This window comes from Pediococcus sp. EKM201D (assembly GCF_011800215.1).
Lineage (GTDB): Bacteria > Bacillota > Bacilli > Lactobacillales > Lactobacillaceae > Pediococcus > Pediococcus pentosaceus.
Genome location: NZ_JAALFK010000001.1, coordinates 235,869 through 258,778 on the forward strand (window position 1 = coordinate 235,869; position 22,910 = coordinate 258,778).

At 37.2% G+C, this 22,910-nt stretch carries 19 protein-coding genes; 9 read left to right on the forward strand and 10 right to left on the reverse strand.

The window, feature by feature from the left end; translation table 11 throughout:
• Positions 1-24 precede the first annotated feature (24 nt).
• A complete protein-coding gene (locus HFC68_RS01160; RefSeq protein WP_011673353.1) occupies positions 25-2,334 on the forward strand; it encodes a PBP1A family penicillin-binding protein in 2,310 nt (769 codons plus the stop codon).
• A 37-nt stretch (positions 2,335-2,371) separates the two neighbouring features.
• On the opposite strand, the gene HFC68_RS01165 is transcribed toward HFC68_RS01160, so the two are convergent.
• Genes HFC68_RS01165 through HFC68_RS01175 form a run of 3 tightly spaced genes read right to left on the reverse strand, consistent with a single transcriptional unit; the run spans position 2,372 to position 6,430 of the window.
• A complete protein-coding gene (locus HFC68_RS01165; RefSeq protein WP_011673352.1) occupies positions 2,372-3,076 on the reverse strand; it encodes a DnaD domain-containing protein in 705 nt (234 codons plus the stop codon).
• A gap of 12 nt (positions 3,077-3,088) precedes the next feature.
• Entirely contained in the window at positions 3,089-3,580 is a 492-nt protein-coding gene (locus HFC68_RS01170) for a DUF5590 domain-containing protein (protein ID WP_011673351.1), read from the reverse strand.
• A 60-nt stretch (positions 3,581-3,640) separates the two neighbouring features.
• Complete coding sequence (locus HFC68_RS01175) at positions 3,641-6,430, reverse strand: helicase C-terminal domain-containing protein (RefSeq protein WP_167399574.1); 2,790 nt, start codon at positions 6,428-6,430, stop codon at positions 3,641-3,643.
• A 116-nt stretch (positions 6,431-6,546) separates the two neighbouring features.
• Between HFC68_RS01175 and mvk the strand changes: the two genes are divergently transcribed.
• The 4 genes from mvk to fni are packed head-to-tail and all read left to right on the forward strand — an operon-like array spanning position 6,547 to position 10,557.
• Positions 6,547-7,467, forward strand: coding sequence for a mevalonate kinase (mvk, locus tag HFC68_RS01180; RefSeq protein WP_011673349.1), 921 nt, complete (start codon positions 6,547-6,549; stop codon positions 7,465-7,467).
• A gap of 18 nt (positions 7,468-7,485) precedes the next feature.
• Positions 7,486-8,469: a diphosphomevalonate decarboxylase gene (gene mvaD / locus HFC68_RS01185; protein WP_011673348.1), complete on the forward strand. Its 984-nt coding sequence runs from the start codon at positions 7,486-7,488 to the stop codon at positions 8,467-8,469.
• A 13-nt stretch (positions 8,470-8,482) separates the two neighbouring features.
• Positions 8,483-9,565, forward strand: a complete 1,083-nt coding sequence (locus HFC68_RS01190) for a phosphomevalonate kinase (RefSeq protein ID WP_023440342.1) — start codon at positions 8,483-8,485, stop codon at positions 9,563-9,565.
• An 8-nt stretch (positions 9,566-9,573) separates the two neighbouring features.
• Complete coding sequence (fni, locus tag HFC68_RS01195; protein WP_011673346.1) at positions 9,574-10,557, forward strand: type 2 isopentenyl-diphosphate Delta-isomerase; 984 nt, start codon at positions 9,574-9,576, stop codon at positions 10,555-10,557.
• Between the two features lie 177 nt (positions 10,558-10,734).
• Here fni and HFC68_RS01200 read toward each other — a convergent pair whose 3' ends face one another.
• Positions 10,735-11,286, reverse strand: coding sequence for a TMEM175 family protein (locus tag HFC68_RS01200; protein ID WP_011673345.1), 552 nt, complete (start codon positions 11,284-11,286; stop codon positions 10,735-10,737).
• Between the two features lie 152 nt (positions 11,287-11,438).
• Complete coding sequence (locus HFC68_RS01205) at positions 11,439-12,548, reverse strand: lactate oxidase (protein ID WP_167399575.1); 1,110 nt, start codon at positions 12,546-12,548, stop codon at positions 11,439-11,441.
• 287 nt (positions 12,549-12,835) lie between these two features.
• On the opposite strand from HFC68_RS01205, the gene HFC68_RS01210 reads away from it, so the two are divergent.
• Entirely contained in the window at positions 12,836-13,615 is a 780-nt protein-coding gene (locus HFC68_RS01210; protein WP_011673343.1) for an alpha/beta hydrolase, read from the forward strand.
• Between the two features lie 87 nt (positions 13,616-13,702).
• Here the strand turns inward: HFC68_RS01210 and HFC68_RS01215 are convergent, their stop codons facing one another.
• Together HFC68_RS01215 and HFC68_RS01220 are read right to left on the reverse strand one after the other, a co-directional pair.
• Positions 13,703-14,383 carry an NADPH-dependent F420 reductase gene (locus tag HFC68_RS01215; RefSeq protein WP_029257941.1) on the reverse strand — a complete coding sequence of 227 codons (681 nt, stop codon included), beginning with the start codon at positions 14,381-14,383 and terminating at the stop codon, positions 13,703-13,705.
• A complete protein-coding gene (locus HFC68_RS01220) occupies positions 14,380-15,435 on the reverse strand; it encodes an LLM class flavin-dependent oxidoreductase (RefSeq protein ID WP_011673342.1) in 1,056 nt (351 codons plus the stop codon). The genes HFC68_RS01215 and HFC68_RS01220 overlap by 4 nt, the downstream gene beginning before the upstream one ends.
• A 299-nt stretch (positions 15,436-15,734) precedes the next feature.
• On the opposite strand from HFC68_RS01220, the gene HFC68_RS01225 reads away from it, so the two are divergent.
• Positions 15,735-17,168 (forward strand): L,D-transpeptidase/peptidoglycan binding protein, encoded by a 1,434-nt coding sequence (locus HFC68_RS01225; protein WP_055126237.1) that lies wholly within the window; start codon positions 15,735-15,737, stop codon positions 17,166-17,168.
• Between the two features lie 79 nt (positions 17,169-17,247).
• Here HFC68_RS01225 and HFC68_RS01230 read toward each other — a convergent pair whose 3' ends face one another.
• Together HFC68_RS01230 and HFC68_RS01235 are read right to left on the reverse strand one after the other, a co-directional pair.
• Positions 17,248-18,201, reverse strand: a complete 954-nt coding sequence (locus HFC68_RS01230; RefSeq protein WP_011673340.1) for a hypothetical protein — start codon at positions 18,199-18,201, stop codon at positions 17,248-17,250.
• Between the two features lie 498 nt (positions 18,202-18,699).
• Positions 18,700-20,076 carry an RsmB/NOP family class I SAM-dependent RNA methyltransferase gene (locus HFC68_RS01235; RefSeq protein WP_099299610.1) on the reverse strand — a complete coding sequence of 459 codons (1,377 nt, stop codon included), beginning with the start codon at positions 20,074-20,076 and terminating at the stop codon, positions 18,700-18,702.
• A gap of 177 nt (positions 20,077-20,253) precedes the next feature.
• On the opposite strand from HFC68_RS01235, the gene HFC68_RS01240 reads away from it, so the two are divergent.
• Positions 20,254-21,066, forward strand: a complete 813-nt coding sequence (locus HFC68_RS01240) for a Cof-type HAD-IIB family hydrolase (protein WP_011673338.1) — start codon at positions 20,254-20,256, stop codon at positions 21,064-21,066.
• A 47-nt stretch (positions 21,067-21,113) separates the two neighbouring features.
• On the opposite strand, the gene HFC68_RS01245 is transcribed toward HFC68_RS01240, so the two are convergent.
• Positions 21,114-21,302, reverse strand: coding sequence for a 2-hydroxymuconate tautomerase (locus HFC68_RS01245; RefSeq protein ID WP_002833641.1), 189 nt, complete (start codon positions 21,300-21,302; stop codon positions 21,114-21,116).
• Between the two features lie 125 nt (positions 21,303-21,427).
• Between HFC68_RS01245 and HFC68_RS01250 the strand changes: the two genes are divergently transcribed.
• On the forward strand, positions 21,428-22,849 hold the full coding sequence (locus HFC68_RS01250; RefSeq protein ID WP_167399672.1) for a C69 family dipeptidase: 1,422 nt from the start codon (positions 21,428-21,430) through the stop codon (positions 22,847-22,849).
• Positions 22,850-22,910: the final 61 nt, after the last annotated feature.

The window sequence follows — 22,910 nt, forward strand, 5'->3', positions numbered from 1 at the left end:
TTTCTAACAGCAAGGAGATTATCTATGAACAACGGAAATCAGTACCAAAATCGACCCATGCGACGAACGCAACATTCGAAAATGGGTAAACACCCTAAACCCAACCGACATTCTTCCTTAATTAAGAAGTTATTGTTGGCAGCAGTAGCAGTTTTTGTAGCGATGATTATTTTCGGTGGTGGGCTCTTTATGTACTATGCTCAAAGCGCTCCTAAAATCACGGAAGCTAAATTATCGAGTGATAACGCCACTGTAATTTACGATAAAGACGGTAAAGTATTAACTCGTCTGGGATCACAAAATCGTGAATATGTTAAAAAAGACAAGATTCCAAAGACTTTAAAGAACGCGATTGTTTCGATTGAAGATCGTCGCTTCTACAAGAATAACGGTGTGGATCCCATTCGTATTGTAGGAGCAACAGTTGCTAACCTTACAGGATCTTCTTTAGGTCTACAAGGCGCTAGTACCTTAACTCAGCAATTGGTTAAATTATCTGTATTCTCTACGGACGCATCAGATCGAACTTTAAGAGTTAAGGCTCAAGAAGCTTGGTTAGCTTTGAAGGTTGATAAGAAATATAGTAAAGATCAGATTCTTGAATTCTATATTAATAAGGTTTACATGGGTAATGGTATTTACGGTATGCAAACAGCGGCTAAGTATTACTTTGGTAAGTCGCTTGAAAAATTAGATTTAGCTCAATTGGCTTTATTAGCCGGTATGCCACAATCCCCTACTAATTACGATCCAATTAGTAACCCTAAGTATGCTAAGTCCCGTCGAGACACGGTTCTTCAAGCCATGGCTTCTAATAAAGTAGTTACTCAAGCTCAAGCAACAGAAGCGCAAAAAGAAAGTATCTCTGATGGACTTTCAGAGACCCATGAAACTTCAACTAACTCAGCTAAGAAAAACAAGATTATTGATCCTTATATCAAACAAGTGTTACAAGACCTTTCTGATAAAGGATTTGATACTGCTAAGGGTGGTTTGAAAGTTTATACTAACATGGACTATGCGGCTCAAAAGAAACTTTACGATTTAGCAAATAATGACCAAACGGTACAATTTAACGATGATGAGCTTCAAATTGGTGCCACGTTAGTCAATAGTAAAAATGGAAAAATCGCCGCGATGATTGGTGGACGTAAAACTGGTGATGTTACTTATGGTTTAAACCGAGCTGTTCAAACTGACCGTAGCTCTGGTTCAACCGCTAAACCACTAATGGATTACGGTCCCGCATTTGAATATCTGAAGTGGTCGACGTATCGAAAAGTTAAAGATACTCCATTTACTTATCCTGGAACAGACACAAAACTTTATGACTTTGATCATAAGTTTAAGGGAACAATGACAGTACGAGATGCGTTAATTCAATCTCGAAACGTTCCTGCGATTCGAACCTTACAAGATGTCGGCATTTCCAAGGCAACAACTTTCCTTGAAGGTTTAGGAATTACAAGTAAGGAACCCTATAACCTTAATAATGGAATTGGGTTGTACATTTCTACACTTCAAACAGCCGCTGCCTATGCTGCCTTTGCTAATGATGGTATCTATCACAAGCCAACTTATATTAATAAAATTGATACTAATAGCGGTAAAACCTATACCTACAAGTCTAAAGGTGTTCGTGCAATGAGTAAGGCTACAGCTTTCTTGATGACATCGATTCTAAAAGGAGTCACAACTGACTCGCAAGGTTCTGGTACTGCAGCTAATATTACTGGCATGAATATGGCTTCTAAAACTGGTACCGTAGCCTATTCGAAGAAAGCTACCGAAGCAAATGACATTCCAAGTTCAGCATCTAGTGATTCTTGGATGGCTGGTTATACCAAGGATTATTCGTTAGCTGTTTGGACTGGTTATGATCATCCAAATACTTCGACTGGTTACCTAACTCAATCACAAACTGAGTTAGCTCAGTATTATTGGAAGTATATGATTTATTACCTATCTCAATACTCTTCCAACGAAGACTGGACCATGCCTTCAACAGTTGGTAAAAAAGGTACTAACCAGTATTATCAAATTGGTGAAGATTATGATGAGACTGGCAAGAGTGATGAATACTCTAAGAACAACAGTAGCAGTAGCTGGTCAAGTTATTCTAGCAAGCATTCAAACTCTTCTTATAGTAGTCGTTATAGTAGTTCTGATGCTGACGACGATGATAGTAGCAGCAACGATACTTCTTCTGAAGATAGCTCCAGCACACCATCCTATAGCTCTGACGTAAGCAGTAATGATACGACAAGTGATAGCACTTCTACTACCACTTCTGCTTCAACAACTTCTACTAGCTCTGCTAGTGATTCTGAATAACTAAAAAAGATCATCTCAATCAATGAGATGATCTTTTTTAGTTGTCTTTAGTTAATTTAACCAGTGGAATTTGGATATGCTTCTTTTGATTATCTTTATTCGATGAACTCGTATCCTGACTAGTAGTTCGAGAGTTCAAACTATTTTCAACCTGAGCTGGAGTGGTTAAGTGACGTTGTTGCCAATTTAACAAAATTCGATCCATATATTTTAAATTATATGCTTGATTTAATACAGCTTCCTTAAGAGCTAAACGTATTAAATCATAAGAAAAATGGTCGGTATCAATCCATTGCGAAATGGTTTCAATTTCAATTGGCGATAAAGGTCGACCAAACTCAATCTGAATTTGATCATAGATATTATTTTCCTGCTTAGCGGTTGCCACCTTTTCAGTTTCTTCTACTTTATTATCAAATAACGCAATCATTTTTTGATAAAGCAGGCTAAAATCATAAAAATCGGTTAACCGCCCTTGGTCGTCTTTTCGCTGTTTAATTTCTAGAATCTTTTTGTCTTGTAATGCTTGGATGGTCGAAAAGAGGTTTTGACTAGTCATTCCGAGGCTATCAGCAAGTTTATCCATCTGAGGAAACGAATTTCCCCGTGATTGCTCCTTTTTAATCTGTAGATAAAGCAAAAACTCGTCATTTGTCATGCCGAGTTTTGCATAGTTATCTAATAAAAAGTTAGCAATGCTGATACTCCCGTCCTCTAAAAAACTAAGAAGTAAATCTTGCATTTGTTCCTCCTATTAGTATGTTGTAATGGTTTTGAGTTCTTCACCCGTTTTAAAGTTAATCGTTTTAGTAACTAATCTATCTTTTTGGTTGATATAAGAAACCATCCAGACTGGTTTGTTTTTAATAATTCCAAATCGACTAGAAGTAATTTTCTTCAGATTAGGATTACTTTGAACACTAGCGATGGCTTTTTGTTCACTTACACCTGCCGTTTGGTCATATACTGTAGCCTTTTTGCCGTTATCCGTAAGCACAACGAAAATACTATTTCCATTAGCCTTGGTTCCAGAGACCGTATATTCAACCTGATTATATACAAATCGAGTTACTCGATCGACTTTCTTTAAATCGGTATTTTTCTTTGCAATTTCGGTTGCTACCTTACTGTCATAGCGCTCTGGTCGATTAATTTCTTGCACGATAATAAATATTGAGCCCACAACCGTTGCAATGACAATAAAGGCGATTAACCAAAATGGATGCTTATTATTTTTTTCTGCCATAATACCCCTCGTCTAACACTAACAAAATGATTATATATCAAAAGTCAGCTTCAAAGAAAGCTATTCTTGATTATTAAAGAAATTATTCACTCTTTCTTTGACTTCATTAATATTACCTAAATTGGCATTTACGCCACTTGGCAGCTGTTTAATAAACAATTTACCATAATCTTTATTAATAATACGGTTATCTAACATTACTGCTACCCCTGTATCATCACTATTACGAATCAACCTCCCGATCCCTTGTTTGAAAGTTAACAAGGCATCTGGTAAGACAAAACTCATAAAGGAGGAGCGCTTATTCTTACGTGCAAATTGAACCATCCGGTCTTCCGGTGAACGGAATGGCAAGCGAGTCACAATTAAATATTCCAAACGATCTCCTGGAAAATCGACTCCCTCCCAAAAAGAGGCTGCTCCAAACAAAATAGCATTTTCTTCATCGTTAAACTCTCGAATGATTTTTGCTTTAGAACCATGGATACCTTGCGCGATAATCCTGCGACTTTCGTTTAAATCAGAATCATGTAGCCTATTATAAACATTTCGCAAGGTTTCTAAAGAATTAAAGAGAACTAGCGTTTGACGATTAACATCCCTCGTCAACGCTTCAATTGCCTCTGCCAAAAAGTCAGCATATTGATCCTGGTTGCTTTCATAATCAATCGTAAAGTCGCTTTGTAGTACTTCAAAATCTAACTGGTTTTCGAAGTCCACGCCGCGTCTGAAAGTCCGTATCGATGTCTCGGGTTTATGCAAGCCAAATTGGTCTAAGAAGTAACTACGCTTATGTTCAAAGAATAGCGTTCCACCAATTAAAAGAACCTTATGATAAAATGGTTCGATTTTTTGCCGGTAGAATTCTCCCGTATCTAAAATTTCTTTACCAATCCGAATACTTCCCGGATCATGATTTGGACCTAGCGTGATCCAGTAAATATTTTGATTGAGATGATCGGTAATTTCTCGAATAGCATCGTAGAATTTCGTTAAATTACTTTGAAAAGCTTTGATTTGAGCCCAATCATCCCTAATTTCCGGAGTAAGTTCTTGGTCTTTAAAAAAGCGATCTAACGCATCAAACTCAATAAATGTATTGGCCAATTCCTGAACCACTTGATGAAATTCGTGCTTAGCCATTTGGTTAATAACATTATTTTTAATGACAATCTCGGCTGGTTGATTTTCATATAAATTTTTCTTACGAGGAGCCACAAATTTATCAAATAGCTTTTGTTGAATCTCCGTAATTTGAGTATTAATATGCTCGAGACTGTTAACAAAGCGCCGAATATGAAATCCAGCTAAGGGTTGATGTTTAGTCGCTTGAATTAAATTGCGCTTATGGTTCATTACTAAACGACTAACTAACCGATGGGTTTCCATCATCAACTCGTTTAAGTCTAGAAATTTTTGATTCATATTGGAAACAATCGTTGGAAAATGCTGGGCTTCGTCAATCACTAGTAATGGTTGTTGATCAGATTCTCCAATTTCATCGGCGTGTAATGCTAAATAACGATGATTGGTAATAATAAAGTCTGCATACTTCAACTTCTTCATCGCTCTACGGTAAAAGTCATACTCAAAGAACTTAGATTTCGGGTTAAGCACGGTTTTTCCATGATGTCTTATGCCATCGACGAAGTTAGAAAAGTTAATATGGTGGTTAATTTCATCAAAATCACCAGTATCCGTCTTAGTAAGCCATACCAGAATCTTCATGGCCACCAAGCGAGAATCTTTGCTTAACGTTTGATGGGTAATACTTTTCATGAAGGCTTCTAAATTAAGATAATTACTACTCCCTTTCAGAATTGCAAACTGCATCGGCGTTTCTAAAATAGCATTCAACTGCTGACGTCCTACTGCTAGAACTTGGTTTTGTAAAATGGTTGTAGGTACACTAACAACTACTTTACGCTGTTGTTCACGTGCAATATAACTCAATGGGAATAAATAACCCAAGGTTTTCCCAGATCCGGTAGGAGCTTCAATAACCACATGCTTTTTGAAGCCTTCCGTAACTGAAAACTGTTGATGGGTGAAATTCATAATTGAACCCTGTAATTTACGCCAGCTTAAGGTTCCATTGTATAACTGTTCCTTTTCTCGTTTTCCCCGAGGATAAACCAATTTCTCGTCTGCTTGGTGTTCAGTTTGTAAAGCAATCGGCTTTTTTAAAGCAACGCCATCGACCACCATTAAATCAACATCAATTTTTTGCGGATTTTGTTTGTTCTCATGTAGAGCGTCCTTTAAAATCGATAGCGTTTGGCGTGGTAAGTCTTTTCCTAACTCCACTAAACGTTCTAACGTTACAATGGGAAGTTGTTGGAGATTTTTTTTGATCGCAATTAACAAATTAGCTGTAGCAATGGCGTCACTATCAGCAGAATGTGGATCATCATGTTCAATTTTTAAATAGCTAGTTAAATCACGTAATCGGTAACCCTTGGTAAATGAAAAGACAATTTGACTGAGGGAAACCGTATCGACAGCTGGAATGTTAAGTTCCGGATATCCACTACGAACCAATTCTTGCTTCAAGAAGGGAAAATCGAATTCTACATTATGAGCTACAAAAACAGTATCGACTAATTTTCGATATACTTCATCTACAATATCATTAAATTTAGGGGCATTTTGCACCTGCTCATCGGTGATTCCTGTCAGTTTAGTAATTCCCGCTGGAATCGGTCTTTGCGGATTAACCTTACTTTGAAAGGTATCCACAATTTTTCCATTTTCAACAAAAGCGCATCCGATTTGGATGATTCGATTGTCACCATCGAAATCACTACCTGTCATTTCTAAATCAACGACGGCATACTTTGTTTTATTCATTTCACATCTCCACTTTGTTATCTACCTATTAATTTTACCAAATGTTTACCTTCTCTACATAGAACAATTGTTTTATTTAAGGTATCATTTAATTTGGACCAAAAAGGAGTATCGTCGTGGAAGAAATTATAAAGAGTAGTAATTCAAAAATAATTTTAATTGGCGAACATAGCGTCGTCTATGGACAGCCTGCAATTGCATTACCAATCCGTAATGTTAAAACTACGGTTAAAATCCAACCAACTAATGGCGACATTCAAATCAAAAGTCGCTATTTTAATGGGTCTCTAAAGGATATCCATAGTAATCTACTTGGTATTAAAAATCTAATTAAACAAACTTTAAACGAGCTTAATCGCCCCAATACTAATTTATTAATTACCATTGATAGTGATGTTCCAGCCGAACGCGGAATGGGCTCTTCAGCATCGACAGCAGTTGCTCTAGTACGGGCCCTATACGCGTATTTTGAACATCCCTTAACGCGAACGACCCTTCTAAAAACTGTCGATATTTCAGAAAAGATTATTCACGGAAAGCCTAGCGGGCTAGATTCTGCTACTGCAAGTGCTAATAATCCAATCTGGTTTAAAAAAGATGGTACCATTAAGCCATTACCAATCAACGTCGACGCTTACCTCATAATTAGTGATTCGGGAATTAAGGGTAAAACGAGTGAAGCAGTCGAAATCGTTAAAAATAAGCTTCGATTTGACTCTGACAGTAGACTTTTAATCGAAAAATTGGGAGAATTGACTAGTCAGACTGCGACTGTCCTCCGTCAAAATGATGTAAGTACGTTAGGGAAAATTTTAACTGAAGCACATACTAACTTACGTCAATTGGGAGTCAGTCACCCTGCTGTTGAAAAATTAATTAAAATTGCTAATGATTCAGGTGCGCTTGGCAGTAAATTAACTGGCGGTGGTTTAGGAGGATGTGTGATTTCACTTGCTCCTAACCTTCCAGCTGCTGAAAAAATTAGTCAGCAACTTACTGCTGGCGGAGCCACGGCCACTTGGATTGAAAAACTTTAAAAGTAGGTTTCGATACGTATGAATGAAAAACATGGTTTTGCAAGAGCCCATACTAACATTGCATTACTTAAATATTGGGGTAAAATTAACTCGGATTTAATTCTACCCGCTAATGACAGCATTTCTTTGACCCTCGACAAATTTTATACCGATACTGAGGTAACCTTTTCGGATGAATACACTAGTAATCTTTTTTATCTAAATCATCAATTAATCGATGTTAAAAAGATGCAACGTATTAATCGCGTCCTAGAAGCGGTTAAAAGTGAATTTGGTTATCAAGGTTTTGCTAAAATTGAATCTGAAAATCACGTTCCTACTGCCGCTGGCTTAGCCTCCTCAGCTTCAGGCATGGCTGCTCTAGCCGGGGCCGCAGTGAGTGCTTTAGGTTCACATACTGATTTAACTAATCTCTCACGACTAGCACGTTTAGGCTCCGGTTCAGCTTCGCGCTCAGTTTTCGGCGGGATTGTGCATTGGCATCGCGGATATGATCATCAAAGTTCCTTTGCCGAACAAATTGTATCTGAAGACCAAATTGATTTAAATATGGTTACTATCGTCATTGATCGACGCCAAAAGAAAGTTAAAAGTACGCTAGGAATGCAACATACCGCTAGTACTTCGCCTTTCTATCCTGCGTGGGTGGAAGCTACTAACCAAGCAATTCCAGAAATGATTAGTGCTGTACAAAACAATGATTTTACTAAAATTGGTGAATTGGCAGAACACAGTGCAGCCATGATGCATGCAACGACTTTATCTTCTAAGCCTGCTTTTACCTATTTTGCACCTGAAACCATTCAAGCGATTAAGTTGGTTGAACAACTGCGTGAAAGTGGAATTGAGTGTTACTACACCATTGATGCCGGACCCAACGTTAAAGTTCTGTGCCAATCTAAAAACATTACGCGGGTTAAGCGGTTCTTTGCCAGCTACTTTGATCAAGATCAATTAGTCGTGGCTAAGCCTGGTAGTGGAATTAAATTTACTAAAAACTAAGAGGAATTTTAAATTGATAACAGAAAAAGCTCCCGGAAAATTATATATTGCTGGTGAATATGCCATTGTCGAACCTGGCAATAATGCCGTGCTAGTGGCAATTAATCAATTCGTCACTGCCAGCCTTGAACCTAGTAAATTAACCGTCGGAAATATTATTTCTAAACAATATCAAAATAATGTTCTTTCCTGGCGACGTCGTGGTAGTGAATTAGTGGTTGATAACCGGGACAACCCTTATCACTATATCCTTTCAGCTATTTCGATTATTGAAGAACTAGCTGTTTTGCTTAATCGTAAATTAAAAACTTATAATTTATACATCAATAGTGATTTAGATAGCAGTGATGGTAAAAAATATGGTCTAGGAAGTTCTGCGGCCGTAACCGTCGCCACCATTAAAGTTGTGGCCAAATTTTATAATATTCCGTTAACTAAAGAACTACTCTTCAAACTTGCATCAATTGCACATTTAGATGTGCAAGGAAACGGTTCTTTGGGAGATATTGCAGCTAGCGTTTATGGCGGTTGGATTGCTTACCAATCTTTCAATCGAGACTGGTTAAACAGTATGCGTCGTACTAAAGATTTAGAAACAATTTTAAGAACGCCTTGGCCTCAATTAAAAATTGAATTACTCACTCCTCCATCAGATTTACGCCTTTACATTGGCTGGACAGGCTCCCCAGCCTCCACTTCTGATTTAGTTGATCAAGTTGCTACAACCAGTTATCAAGAAACGGATAGCTATCATGAGTTTTTGACCAAAAGCGCATCTTGTATCAATAAGATGATTGATGGTTTTCGTGATGCTGATATTACAGTTATTCAACGTGAGATCACTAACAATCGGCACCTATTACAAGAGTTAAGCTTATTTAGTGGCGTTTCGATTGAGACCACGACGCTTACCAACTTTTGCGATATTGCTGAAAAATTTGATGGAGCTGCTAAGTCTTCTGGTGCCGGTGGTGGTGATTGTGGCATTGTCATTATGCCCAATTCCACGAAGACAGCAAAAATGTTTGCTGAATGGGAGAAACATGATATCAAACCCCTTGATTTAGATGTTCACCATGTCACAGAAATTAATTAGGAGTTGTCATGAAAAATATTCATTCTCATCGTAAAGATGAACACATTTCATTGGCTGAAAAATTTTACAGCCCGACTGCCAGTGCTGGGTTTGATACAATTCGCTTATTACCAAATGCATTACCTGAAACAGGAATTTCAGAGGTTAGTTTAGAAACTACCCTGGCAGGGCTAAAAATGCCCCTCCCCTTCTTCATTCAGGCTATGACGGGTGGAAGTGCCTACACCGCCAAATTAAATGCACGGCTTGCTAAAATTGCGCAAGAAACTGATTTAGCGATGGCCGTTGGCTCTCAATCAGTCGCTTTAAAATATCCTGAACTAGCAGACACATTTAAAATTGTGCGAGAAACTAATCCCCAAGGATTGATTATGGCGAATGTTGGGGCGGATGCTAGTGTTGCTAAAGCGCAGGCAGCTGTAGACATGCTTCAAGCGAACGCCCTACAGTTACATATCAATGTTGCTCAGGAGCTAGTTATGCCTGAGGGTGACCGTACCTTTGATTACCTAGATCATATTGCTGAAATCGTTTCTAACCTGAAAGTACCCGTGATTGTTAAAGCGGTCGGTGCGGGAATGACTCATCAAGATGCCCTCGCCCTAAAAAAAGTTGGCGTAAAGTTTATTGATGTTGGTGGTCGAGGCGGTACTAACTTTATTCAAATCGAAAATGCTCGTCGTCACACTAAAGATTTTGATTTTATGACATCGTTTGGTTTAACAACGGTAGAGTCACTTAAATCAATTACGGTTGATGGCTTGTCAATTACCGCTACTGGCGGTATTCGTAATTCAAGTGATATTATTAAAAGTCTGGCTTTAGGGGCTGATAACGTGGGAATTGCGGGCTACTTCCTCCATCAGCTACTCCACCATGACGATGCATTTATGGTTGAAATGATTGAGCAGATGAAGTACCAACTAAAGAGCCTCTTGGTACTGTTGGGCGTTAAATCTATCAACGAACTTTCTGAGAAAAATTTATTTTAAAAGTGTCGTTAAATATGTTTTCGATTTTGTCGGGGCATATTTTTATGAGCATCAAATATGATTTAATTACAAAAAACTCCGTACTGTTATTATTCTCACTAATAACAGCGCGGAGTTTTTTTATCTTAACAATTTTATTAGAACACAACTAATTTAAGCATTAATCAATAGCTCACCTTATCCTTTATGACGAACCACCGGTTGAATCGACCACAGTAGAATGTCCATTAACAAACTTATCATAATAAAGGGAGGCCAGAAGAATACAATAAACAATGCAATAATATTTAAAATCAGCGATGCTATCTCTGTAATGTATAAATGCTTCAACCTATCATTGATTTTTAAAACTTCATTTCTCACCATTGAGAAAGAAATGTTGTAAACAATGACGTTGACAGCGTACAGCCAAGCTGCCGTTGATGAGTAGATGTCTGAACCGAACCAAGCTGTGGTAGCTGGTAATAAAGTTGCCCAAAACAATAGAAATATATTGGTATATAGAATTTTATGATTTACCGTTTTCACATGAAGAAATAAATTATGATGGTTAACCCACATGACTGCTAGTATTGTAAAACTAACGATATATGCAAGAAATGAAGGAGCAATGGCAATAATCGCTCGCATCGAATGATCATCTGTAGGTAGATGTATATCTAATACTAAAATAGTCATTATAATGGCAATTACGGCGTCCGTAAAAGCCTCAAAGCGTTCTTTATTCATAATAAATTGCATCCTTTTTAATCAATTTTTTATACCACAATTATAACATTTGTCTATTAAGTCAATAAATACCCATCAGTATCTAGTAGCCGACATATCAAAAAAGTTCCTCGATATCTAAAAAATCCCCCAGAATTGGAGGATTTTATCAATTAATATTTGATGTTTAGTAGTGGGTTATTTTTAATATCATCAATGGTTTTAGTACCTGCTAGTTGCATCACAATTTCAAGTTCATGGCCTATATGTTCAAATACAGATTGAACCCCTTTGGCACCACCTAAAGCTAATCCATAAATTACTGGACGACCCAAAGCCACGATGTCTGCGCCACTAGCCAAAGCTTTAAATACATCTGAACCACGACGTACACCACTATCAAAGATAATTGGCACCTGCTTATTAACGGAGGTAGCGATATCTTCCAAAACATCAAAAGATCCAGGTCCCCCGTTTAGCTGACGACCTCCATGGTTTGATACATAAATGCCGGCTGCCCCAGCATCAATTGCTCGAATAGCATCCTCAGGAGTTTGAATTCCTTTAACAATTACGGGTAATTGTGTGTAATCAGCAATTCTTCTAACATCTTCCGGTCTTATATTTTGAGCTGCAGAAGCGTAGATTTCTTCAATTCCTTTTCCTTGACCATCACCCTCGGAAAACTTAGTTAAGTTAGCCATTGGAAGTGGAAATGCAAACTTATTTTTAATATCAGCTTCTCGATAACCATCAACAGTGGCATCTACGGTCAAAATAATTGCTTTAACATGAGCTTTTTTAGCCTCATCTAGCAAGCTCTCATTAAAATTCCAGTCCTTACTCATGTAAAGCTGGAAAAATTGAGGAGCACCTTCACCAGCAGCTGCCGTATCAGCAATAGAAACTGATGAATATGTGCTTTGTGCCATTAAGCCTCCTACTGCGGCAAGACCTCTAGCTGTATCTTTTTCACCTTGTGAATGTGCTAAGCCTTGAGCTGCAGCTGGCGCCATCATCACTGGAGTATTCAATGGAATTCCAAAGATTTCTGTATTTAGTTCTGGTTTTTCAATTCCACTCAAAGCTTTGGGCGCGATTTGTCGATGCTGGAATGCAGTTCGATTTTGTCGGAGAGTCCATTCATCTTCAGAACCACCAGAGATATATCCAAACCCACCAGTTGGAATAATCTTTTCGGCTCTTTCTTCCAAAGACTCCAAATTTAAAATGTCAATTTTTTCTTCACGATCACTTTGTTCATAACCATTAATCATTGTCATAATATATGCCCCCATCCAAATCACTACTAATTTTAAGATTAACTATTCTAAAATTTACTGATAGCAAAGAACAGAATAGTAACAGATTTCTACTTGCTATTTCACTTACTTATTGTAAGTTAATCGTTAATTAAATGCAAGTATTAATCTTTGAAAAAGCTCATTAGTTGTAATAAACTGACGTCGAGATGAATTGATTATTAAACTAACACCCGTTTTGACAACTAAATTAGACTAGTTTTAGAGTGATAACCAAATCTTTCAAATAACTAGAGAGAAGGAACGTAATGAAAATTAAGAATGATTTAATTTACGATGAAATTCACGCTTTAAAAGCTGACTTATACCAACCTGATAATGCTTCTAAGGGCTTGATTATTGATATCCATGGCGGAGGCTGGTTTAGAGGTGACAAAGCTAAAGATCAAGATTTAGCGGAAGCTTTGGTAAAGGACGGATTTTCCGTTATTGTTCCTAACTATCGATTAACTCCAGACGCTTATTATCCAGCACCTTTAGACGATATGGATACTTTATATCACTGGATTAAAACTTCTTCAAAATTGTTTGATAGTGATCGAATTGCCGTAGTTGGTTCATCTGCTGGTGGAAACATGGCTGTCGAAATGGGAATTAAATATGGACTCCCGATTGTTTCTTTGTCTGGGATTCTTGATATTGATGATTGGTTAAATGAGCATACTGCCGTAATTGCTCAACCTGATCATAAACAAGATTTTACAAATTCCAAAAGTTCTGAAATAAACCAGACTGGTCAAAACGACGCTTTTTATAAATGGTTTGTTACTAATTATTTTAACGGAAACTCAGATCAATATTCACTAGCAACCCCCTACAAACATGTCAACAGTCAACCCGGACCGATGTTTTTAGCAAACTCATTAAATGAATTTGTGCCAACAAGTGGTGTTTTAGAAATGGCAAAAATTTTAACTAGTAAAAACGTTCCCTACGTGGAATGGATGTTACCTGGTACTCAGCATGCAAAAGGATATCTAGAAATCGTATATCCTACTGTTTTAAATTTCCTCAATCAATATATCTAGCTCTCGATTAAAAATAATTATTACTTTAACAGACTTATCAGGAAGATATATAAAAAACTACCTTGAAATTTATTCAAGGTAGTTTTTTCAATTCAAAGTACTACTAATTTTACGTCCAAAGTCAGTATGGTCAAAATTATCAATAATTTGTTTTAATTCTTGATATTTTAGACTAGCCCCAAACAGTGGACTACCAGGTTCAGTCATAATTCCATCAGTGAGCTTATAATGAACCACTTGGTCAAATCCCATTGAATCAACAAATTTTGTTACTTCATCAACAGCTGCATGATTATCACCCGTAACGAACAAAGCCTTGCGTTTAGGGTCACCTTTTGGTAAAGCCTCTTCTTGAAGATTGTGGTATCCCATATGATTAAACGTTTTGACAATAGTACTGTCCTTAAAGTAGTTTTGAACTTGCTCACTAGAAGTTAAGGTTGGATCTAGGACCTCCTCGCGAATGCCATCCGTTTCCCACCAGTAGTTCATCGCATCAATCACTAATTTACCTTTAAGTAACGTAGGATCGATATTTTTATAACGGCTTAGTGGAATTGCTAAAATGATAATGTCACTATTAGCGACCACTTCGGCATTTTCAGAAGCAATGGCGCCTGGAACCAGAGTACTAATTGTTAAATCAATTTTATCAACTGAACCTGACCCTGAAATTCGTACTTCATAGCCGGCCTTTAAGGCTAACCCAGCTAAAACAATCCCCACTTTACCGGCACCTAAAATTCCGACTCGTTTAATGGTCATTATTCTGCGCCCCCTTTGCTTTTTAAAATCTCTTTAACTCTAGGGATGACTTTTGTGGCATATAGTTCAATCATACGCTCACGTTGTGCAGCGGTCTGATTACCAGCACCATACACTAAGTCAAAGCGACCTAAATTAAGTAAATCTATGGTCCGAGCAATTCGTTGCGCAACCGTTTCAGGATCACCCACATAAAATGAACCAACTTTAGTTTCACTATCAAATTGTTCACGACTCATAGGAGCCCAACCACGGGTAAGTCCGATTCGATCAAAATTCGCTTTAATATTTTTAAAAGCTACTTCAACGGCTTCATGATTGTCATCTGCAACAAATCCATGAGAGTGAACCGCAATTGGTAGATCTGGAGTCCCAAATTTTTGGTTAGCTTTGTGATACAAATCAATATACGGTTTGAATCGATCAGCTTGGCCGCCGATAATGGCAATTATAACTTTATAACCAAACCGAGCGGCACGAATAATCGATTCAGGAGAGCCACCAATTCCAATATAAGTTTCCAGCTTACCCCTCTCTGTCTTAGGATAAACTTCCTGCTCCTTTAAAGCTGCTCGGAATTTTCCCGACCATGTTACGGCTTTTTCTGTACGTAATTTATCAAATAGTTCTAGTTTTTCATTGAACAAATCATCATAATCAGTTAAATCATATCCAAATAAAGGAAATGATTCGGTAAAGGAACCCCGACCAAGCATCACTTGTGCTCGTCCATTAGATAAGCCATCCAGTGTGGCAAAACGTTCATAAACTCGAACAGGATCATCCGAACTTAAGACTGTTACGGCTGTAGCTAGTTTGATCTTTTGAGTTACGGATGCGATTGCAGCCAAGACAGTTTCAGGACTAGACACACTGTAATCAGGGCGATGATGTTCACCGACTCCAATCACATCGATTCCATACTTATCAGCAATTTCGCCTTCGTGAACAATTTGTCGAATCGATTCAGCGGCTGATTTTAAACTACCATCTTCATTGGCAACAATATCACCAAAAGTTTCAATTCCAAATTCTAATTTATCTACGTTTACCATGATTAATCCCTCCATTTACTTACTTTTTGTAAGTTAATAAAGTTAGATTAATACATTTGTCGCAAAAAAGCAACATTTAATGCTGATAAACTTAAGTCATATTGCCATAGTACTTGTAAATATTTAATAAACGTTATTTTAATTTTTGCATTTAAATAATAGTTTTATGTCCTTCTAAAGCATTTACGTATTAATTAATTTTAAAAATTTATCAAGGATTTCGTAATAACTGCTTCACAAAAATGTAACATTGATGTAATATTTATGAAATAAAAGTGAAATAGAAAGAAGCCAATAAAATGCAAATTAATAAGAAACGTAAACTAGCATGGAGACTAGGAATAGCTTGCTTAATATTAGGTATTCTAATAATTCAACAACTCTATTATCAATCGACACATTTTTGGACAAATACCACGATTGATAATATCAATATTAGCCACCTCAATTATCAAGAGGCAGTTAAAAAAATTGAGAACCAACGGGTGACGCCAAGTTATACTATTAACGATCCCCAAAACAAGAAGGTGTTAGCTAGTAAAAAGTTTAATAACATTCCAGTTACCGATTATGAAACGCAATTGAAGTATCGACTAACTGAACAAAGGAATCGACTATGGTGGTCGATTAACCATAGTACCAAACAATTTAAAGCTTTAACTTTATATAAAAAAAGCGCCCTGCTTTCTGCTATAAAAACAGATCAACCGTCTTTACAAAAACATTTAGAAGCAATTAATGCTTCACGGACCATGCCACAAAATGGAAAAGTAATGATCCAAGATGGAAAAGTTTCTTTATTGTCCGCTCACTCTGGTAATCAGATATCGGTAAATCAGACCGTGGAAAAAGTTAGTGATAAACTTTTAAATACACCTAATAAACACGTTGAAATCACTGCCCCATTACTTTCTGAAACATGGAGTGGAAAAACCACGGCTAAAAAAATCAGATTACTATTAAAAAAGCAGTTTACGTTTCGAGCTAAAGGACACCAAATTACTGGTCAAGTAAGTGATTTAATAGAAAATGGAACGATTAGTAAAGATGGTCCATCAATCGACTTAAAGCCCGCCTATAAATTCATTAAGCGTTTTAACCATAAATACACGCTTTCTGGAGCACAAAATTTAACCTTTACAACAGTCCAAGGCAAACAGGTATCTTTTAGTAACGCTGAGGGCACTCTAGGTTGGAGTTTAAATACGGATAGTGAAGCACAACATCTTATCCAAAGTTTACTGGCAGGAAAAAATAATGTTTCAGCTAAAAACTTCAATCAGGCTAATCAAACGCTAAATCAAAAAAATTGGCATAAAAAAATAGCTAATTCCGATCATATCGAAATAGATTTAACGCATGAACGACTATATTTAGTACAAAATCAAACAGTGGCGCAAAAAATTCGGATTAACACTGGATCTCCCAAAATTAATATTGCTACCCCAACAGGCGCTTATTTCATTAAATTCAAAATTGCGCCTATAACTATGCGAGGTTATGAAAAAAATGGAGAACCTTATAAATCTTACGTGCCACAAGCAGACAATTTAACCGATGACGGGATATTTATTCATTCCGCTCCATGGGTACAAGCCTCTGTATTTGGTAATCCTAGTCAGCGTTACAATCATGGCTCTAACGGTTGTATCAACGTTCCACCTAAGGATATGGTGAAACTATATCAAAAAACAACCGTAGATGAACCAGTAATTATCTATGGACAAGGTTAATCCGTTTGGAATCTATCTCCAATTAAACATATAAAAAATAAAAGAAGGACATCCCTAAAGGACGTCCTTCTTTTATTTTTTATTTAATTTTTAGTTCGCTACTAACCGCCTTAGTGAGATCTTCCACTAATTTTTCTCCACTTTGTTCGGTTTTATTTCCAGTAGACATTATCGCAATCGTACAGCTATTCTGACCAGTTCCAATCTGTCCCATACTATTAATAATCCATTTACCATTTGGCATTTGCTTCCAACCATTTTTCAAACAAAAATGCTTAGAACCGACTGATATCCCCCAGTTTTGGTCTTCAGCTACATGACCCATCAAATATTCAATATAACTTCTTGAAGTATCACTAATATAATTGCTTTGATAAAAAATTATATTAAGTGTTTTAATTTGATCAAGCGGTGTCGTAGCCGTCAACGCCCATCCAGTGGTCAAAGCTACCGATCCATCCATTCCAACATTACTAAAGTACCTAGCTAAGCCACTATACCCACCAATTTGATTATAAACATTAGTAGCCGCATCGTTGTCACTATACTCCATCATCTTTTGGATCACAGCTTGTTCGTTAACATCTAGACTCTGACCAGCTTTATGTTTCTGATGCAAAAGTTCTACTAAAAAATCGGCTTTAATAATACTAGCAGAAGGATAAGTGGTTCTTTTACTATTAGTTGTTTGATAAATACGGTTATTCTTTTTTGAATAGACCGCGACGGATACTTCTGCATCAGTATTTTCAAGATAAGGACTTAACCGTCCGTTTAAAACTTTCTCATCATTGACCTTAGGCGTAGTTTCTTTAGTTTTTTTAATAAGATTTCTTTCGGCACGACTAAATGCACGTTCTTCCTTTTTTTGCTTTGCGATAAAGTCACTGCGCATTGCATTAACAGTATGAATGTCATTGATTTTTACTGCTTCTAGTATTATCGATACTATCACAATCAGTACCAAGAGTGCTTCTAATAAAAATAGAACCAACCCTCGATTATTAAATAGCTTTTTCAATTCCTCAACCATAGGTATCGTATAGCCTCGCTACTTTAAATTTACTCTTCTCACTTTATCGGATATAACATCAGTACATTATAACTATATACCCGATTAGTGTAAATAATTTTTTAGCACTTATCTAAACCTTTGAAGACCTACGATAATGAAAATTGATCCAGTAATAATTAAGATTCCCCAGTCTAAATAAACTTTTATTATTAAAATAAAACTAACTAAAAGAGCAACACTAATGCTGTAACCATTTAGTTTGAACCAATTAAACATTTTTGTAATATATCCCCTTTTTAATAAAAAAAATAATCAACTACTCATTCAGCACCTAACTATACCGTTTACTTAACCATCCTAGCATTAAATTACGATTCATCCCCGTTTTTATTGTGAGATTTGTTTTTCAAAGTATTATCTTAAAAAGCTAAAAATAAAAAAGAGCCCTAAAATTAGCTTAACCAGTCCTAATTCTAGAGATCATTTTTTAAATTAATTTTTATTCACTTTAGTAAATCAAAAGTTCATCCGTAACCCTTTGGGATAGAAGTTTTTAACCGTACCTTGTACTAACTTACCAGGTCCAACCACTGTGTCATCTACAGCTACGGCTACCCAACCTTTACCAGCAGTAGTTGTCGACAGAACGTCGCCATGCACATATTGACGCCACTCCTCAGCTGTAATTTTAACAACTTGTTGGAATTCATCAACGGGGAGGGCCATTAAAAGGCTCTGGCTGGGTTCAAAACGATTTTTCTTAAATTCTCCCAGCTCTAATCCAGGCTTGATATACCTTAATCCTTCTAAATCTAAACGCTCACTTTGATAATATAAGCGATCTTTTTGAACCATTAAATGAGCTAAATCGAAATAATTCGAATCTTTCAAAAACGCTTTAGCAAAAGTCTCCCACAATTTCACCTGGGTCTTGTTTAGGGACTTTGAATTACTTGATTGTTTCTTTTTCTTCTTAGCTCGGGGCTTTTCAGTGGGCGTCTCCATCCCGTGATTGACCAGTTTTGCCATAAAATGTCCTTCACCCTGAAAATGATGAGGGAATAAACGTACCGCCTTGGTTAGTTCTGGATTGCCGTCGGCCCACTCCGGACGCCCTGCATCCATGTCATCTTGTTTAGGGACATCCACCAATGCTAGATTTTCGTAGTTATCTAATAACCAAGCGATAATTTGTTCATCTTCTTCAGGAGCAAAGGTACACGTCGAATAAACTAAAGTTCCCTTAGGGGCCAACATCTTCATCGCGCTCTTTAAAATTTCTCTTTGGCGATTAGCGCACTCAGATGGGTAATCTTTATTCCAATATTCCATGGCTGCAGGATCTTTTCTAAACATTCCTTCCCCAGAACAAGGCGCATCCACCACAATCACATCGAAATAATTGGCAAAACGATCTTCCATTCGATCAGGTGACTCATTTAAAATCACCGCATTCTGAATACCAAAGCGTTCAACGTTCTCAGCCAAGATTTTAGCTCGGCCTCGATTGATTTCATTAGAAACTAATAACCCTTGTTGATCCATGAAACTAGCTAAATAAGTAGTCTTTCCACCTGGTGCGGCGCACAAATCTAACACTTTTTGACCTGGTTTAGGATGGGCAAATTCACCGACCAGCATGGCACTTGGTTCCTGGCTGTAAACCAGTCCACTTTGATGATCGATGGTTTTCCCACGTACTTTACCAAAATAGCCCCAAGCTGAATAACCCACAGATTGTTGCATTGCATGTTCATGAAGATGTCCGTGATATTTAAGCGGATTAATCCGAAATCCCTTTTGAACAGGATTATCGAAGCTCGCTAAAAAAGCTTCGGCTTGATCCCCAAGTAATTTTTCATATTTTTTCTTAAAATCAACTGGTAGTTGCATTTTTAAATATTCCTTCTATTCTTTATTCATTCGCCATAAAACTGGACTTAATTATACAGAAAAAAAACGGGTTGAGCCACCTTAACAATTCATTTAACTTCCTAAAGTACTCTAGTTTTTTAAATTTAACCATGTTAACTTATAAGTAATACAGAAAATAGTAAAAGGAGCGATCAAATGCATCAAAAATTAATCACTCTTGATTTAGATGGCACCACCTTAAATTCAAGTAGTCAACTCTCACCTCAAACCATTAAAACTATCAAAAATGCCACGGCAGCTGGACACATCGTTTCCATTGTTACGGGACGACCTTATCGCATGGCTCGCGATATTTACGATGAACTTAGCCTTAAAACGCCGATGGCGAATTTTAATGGGGCTTTAACACATATTCCTCACCAAAAATGGGATGGTGAATATTCCAGAACCATCAACAAAGCGGTCGTCTACGATCTGATGAAGCATAAAGATGACTACGGTATTCAATTACTTGCGGTTGAAAGTAAAGATTCATTTTTTGCGGATCATGCGGCTCCCGCTTCATTTGAATTTTTTCCTCATGAAATTTCCAATGACCAAATTTTAACCGAAAAAACGTTAAGAACTAATCCAACTTCAATTACGATTTTAGTGGAACCTAATAGTGCTCAAAAAGTTAAAAATCAATTACTACACTATTATGGGGAATATATTACTGTCGGCGTTTGGGGCGGACCCCAAAGTGTTCTGGAAATCGTTTCTAAAGGTATTCAGAAAGCCAAGGCGGTGGCCTACTTAGCAGATTACTATCATATTGATCGACGGGATACAATTGCCTTTGGAGATGAACATAACGATGCTGAAATGCTAGATTATGTTGGCCGTGGAGTGGCAATGAAAAATGCTACGGACCAAATTAAAGGAATTGCTAATGATATTACTGAATTTGATAATACCGAAGATGGTGTTGCAAAGTATCTCAATGAATATCTCGGTTTAGCCGAGTAAAAAACTTCAAAATCACTGATCTTTCAGTTGATTTTGAAGTTTTTTTATTATTTTTCGTCGCTCTTTAAAGTTCCGGCAACCGAATAATGATTTTTTGACATTTCATTTAGCACAACATGCACGTGTTCTGCTGGAGCCCCCGTGTTTTTAACGACGGCTGCGGTAACGTCTTTAACTAGTCCACGAAGTTGGTCTTCATTCCGACCTTCGATTAAATCAATATGAATTAATGGCATCTTTATTTCCTCCTTAAATTATCCATTTAAACCCATATATATATTCTCATGAAACAGAAATAATTCAAAGTACTTTTCTGTGTGATAAACTATGATTAAGTAATTTACGGAAGAAGGTCCTTATTATCGACAATAAATATTCTGCATGTACAAGTTTTTTAGCTGGTAAAGCAGCTACGGCTGATGGATCAACCATCATTGCGAGAAATGAAGATGCTAAATCAGCTTGGCCCAAGCATTTTACCGTTCATCCTCATGATGAAGCAGCTAATACTGAATTTAAATCTAGTGATAACCAATTTACGATGCCCCTTCCCCCAGTGCGAGGAAAATATACCGCCACTCCGGAATGGACCACTGAATTCGGCTTATTTGAAGAAGATGGTATCAATGAATATGGGGTAGCAATGAGTGCCACCGAGAGTGCCTACACTAATAATCGAGTCCTCGGTTATGATCCCTTAGTTGAAAATGGAATTGGTGAAGAGGCAATGGTTACAGTTACTTCGCCCTATATCAAATCTGCTCGGGAAGGTGTGAAATACCTCGGCGCTATTATTGAAAAATATGGTACCAACGAGACTAATGGAATTCTTTTCTCCGACGCTAATGAAGTTTGGTATATGGAGACTGCAGGTGGACACCAGTGGGTTGCACAACGGATTCCAGATGATAGTTATGCGGTAGTTTCTAACCAACTTTCTATCCAAGAAGTTGATTTTGAAGATCCAGAAAACTTTATGTTTAAGGCTGATCTTAAACAATTTGTTGCAATGCATCATTTAAATCCCAACCCAACCAGTTTTAATTTCAGAAACATTTTTGGTTTAAATGATCTTTCTGATGAATATTACAACACTCCTCGTGTTTGGGAAGGACAGCGGATTCTTAATCCAGAAATTATCCAAAGTCCAGTTAGCCATGACTTACCATTTATTCGTAAGGCCAGCCGATTAATTCAAATTGAAGATGTCCAACAAATTTTAAGTTCTCATTATGAAGGAACGCCATATAACCCAGTTGGAACAGGCTCAGAAGCTGAAAAACATCGTTTCCGTCCTATTAGTCTTCCAGCTACTCAAGAGTCTCACATCTTACAAATTAAGCCTAATCAACCTATTGAAGTTGGTGGAATCCATTGGTTAGCCATGGGGGTTGCGGCTCAAAGTGTATATGTGCCGTTTTTTGCAGGGATGTCGGAAACGCCTGAAATGTATCATCATGGAGCTAAAGTTTACACTGCCGACTCTGCCTATTGGGTTTTCAAACTGGCTGGTGTCTTAACCGATGCGCATTATAAGGAGTTCGTAAAAGAGTTAAATACAACTCGTTCAAAAGTTAACATTCAAATGCGGAATCAACTGCATGATTTTGAACAACGAGCTTTAGAATTATCCGATACAACCGCCCTAGAAGAATTATTAAATCAAGCTGGAAACGAAATTAGCGCTACAGCAATTCAGGCTTTTCAAGCCTTAAGTGCCAACTTAATTACTAAGTCAACCGACTTATCACCATTATATTACCAACACAATGAAGAACTTTAATCAATCGTTTAGGAGCGTCTCTTCTGAGGCGCTTTTTATGTTTTTAAATTAAATCTGATTA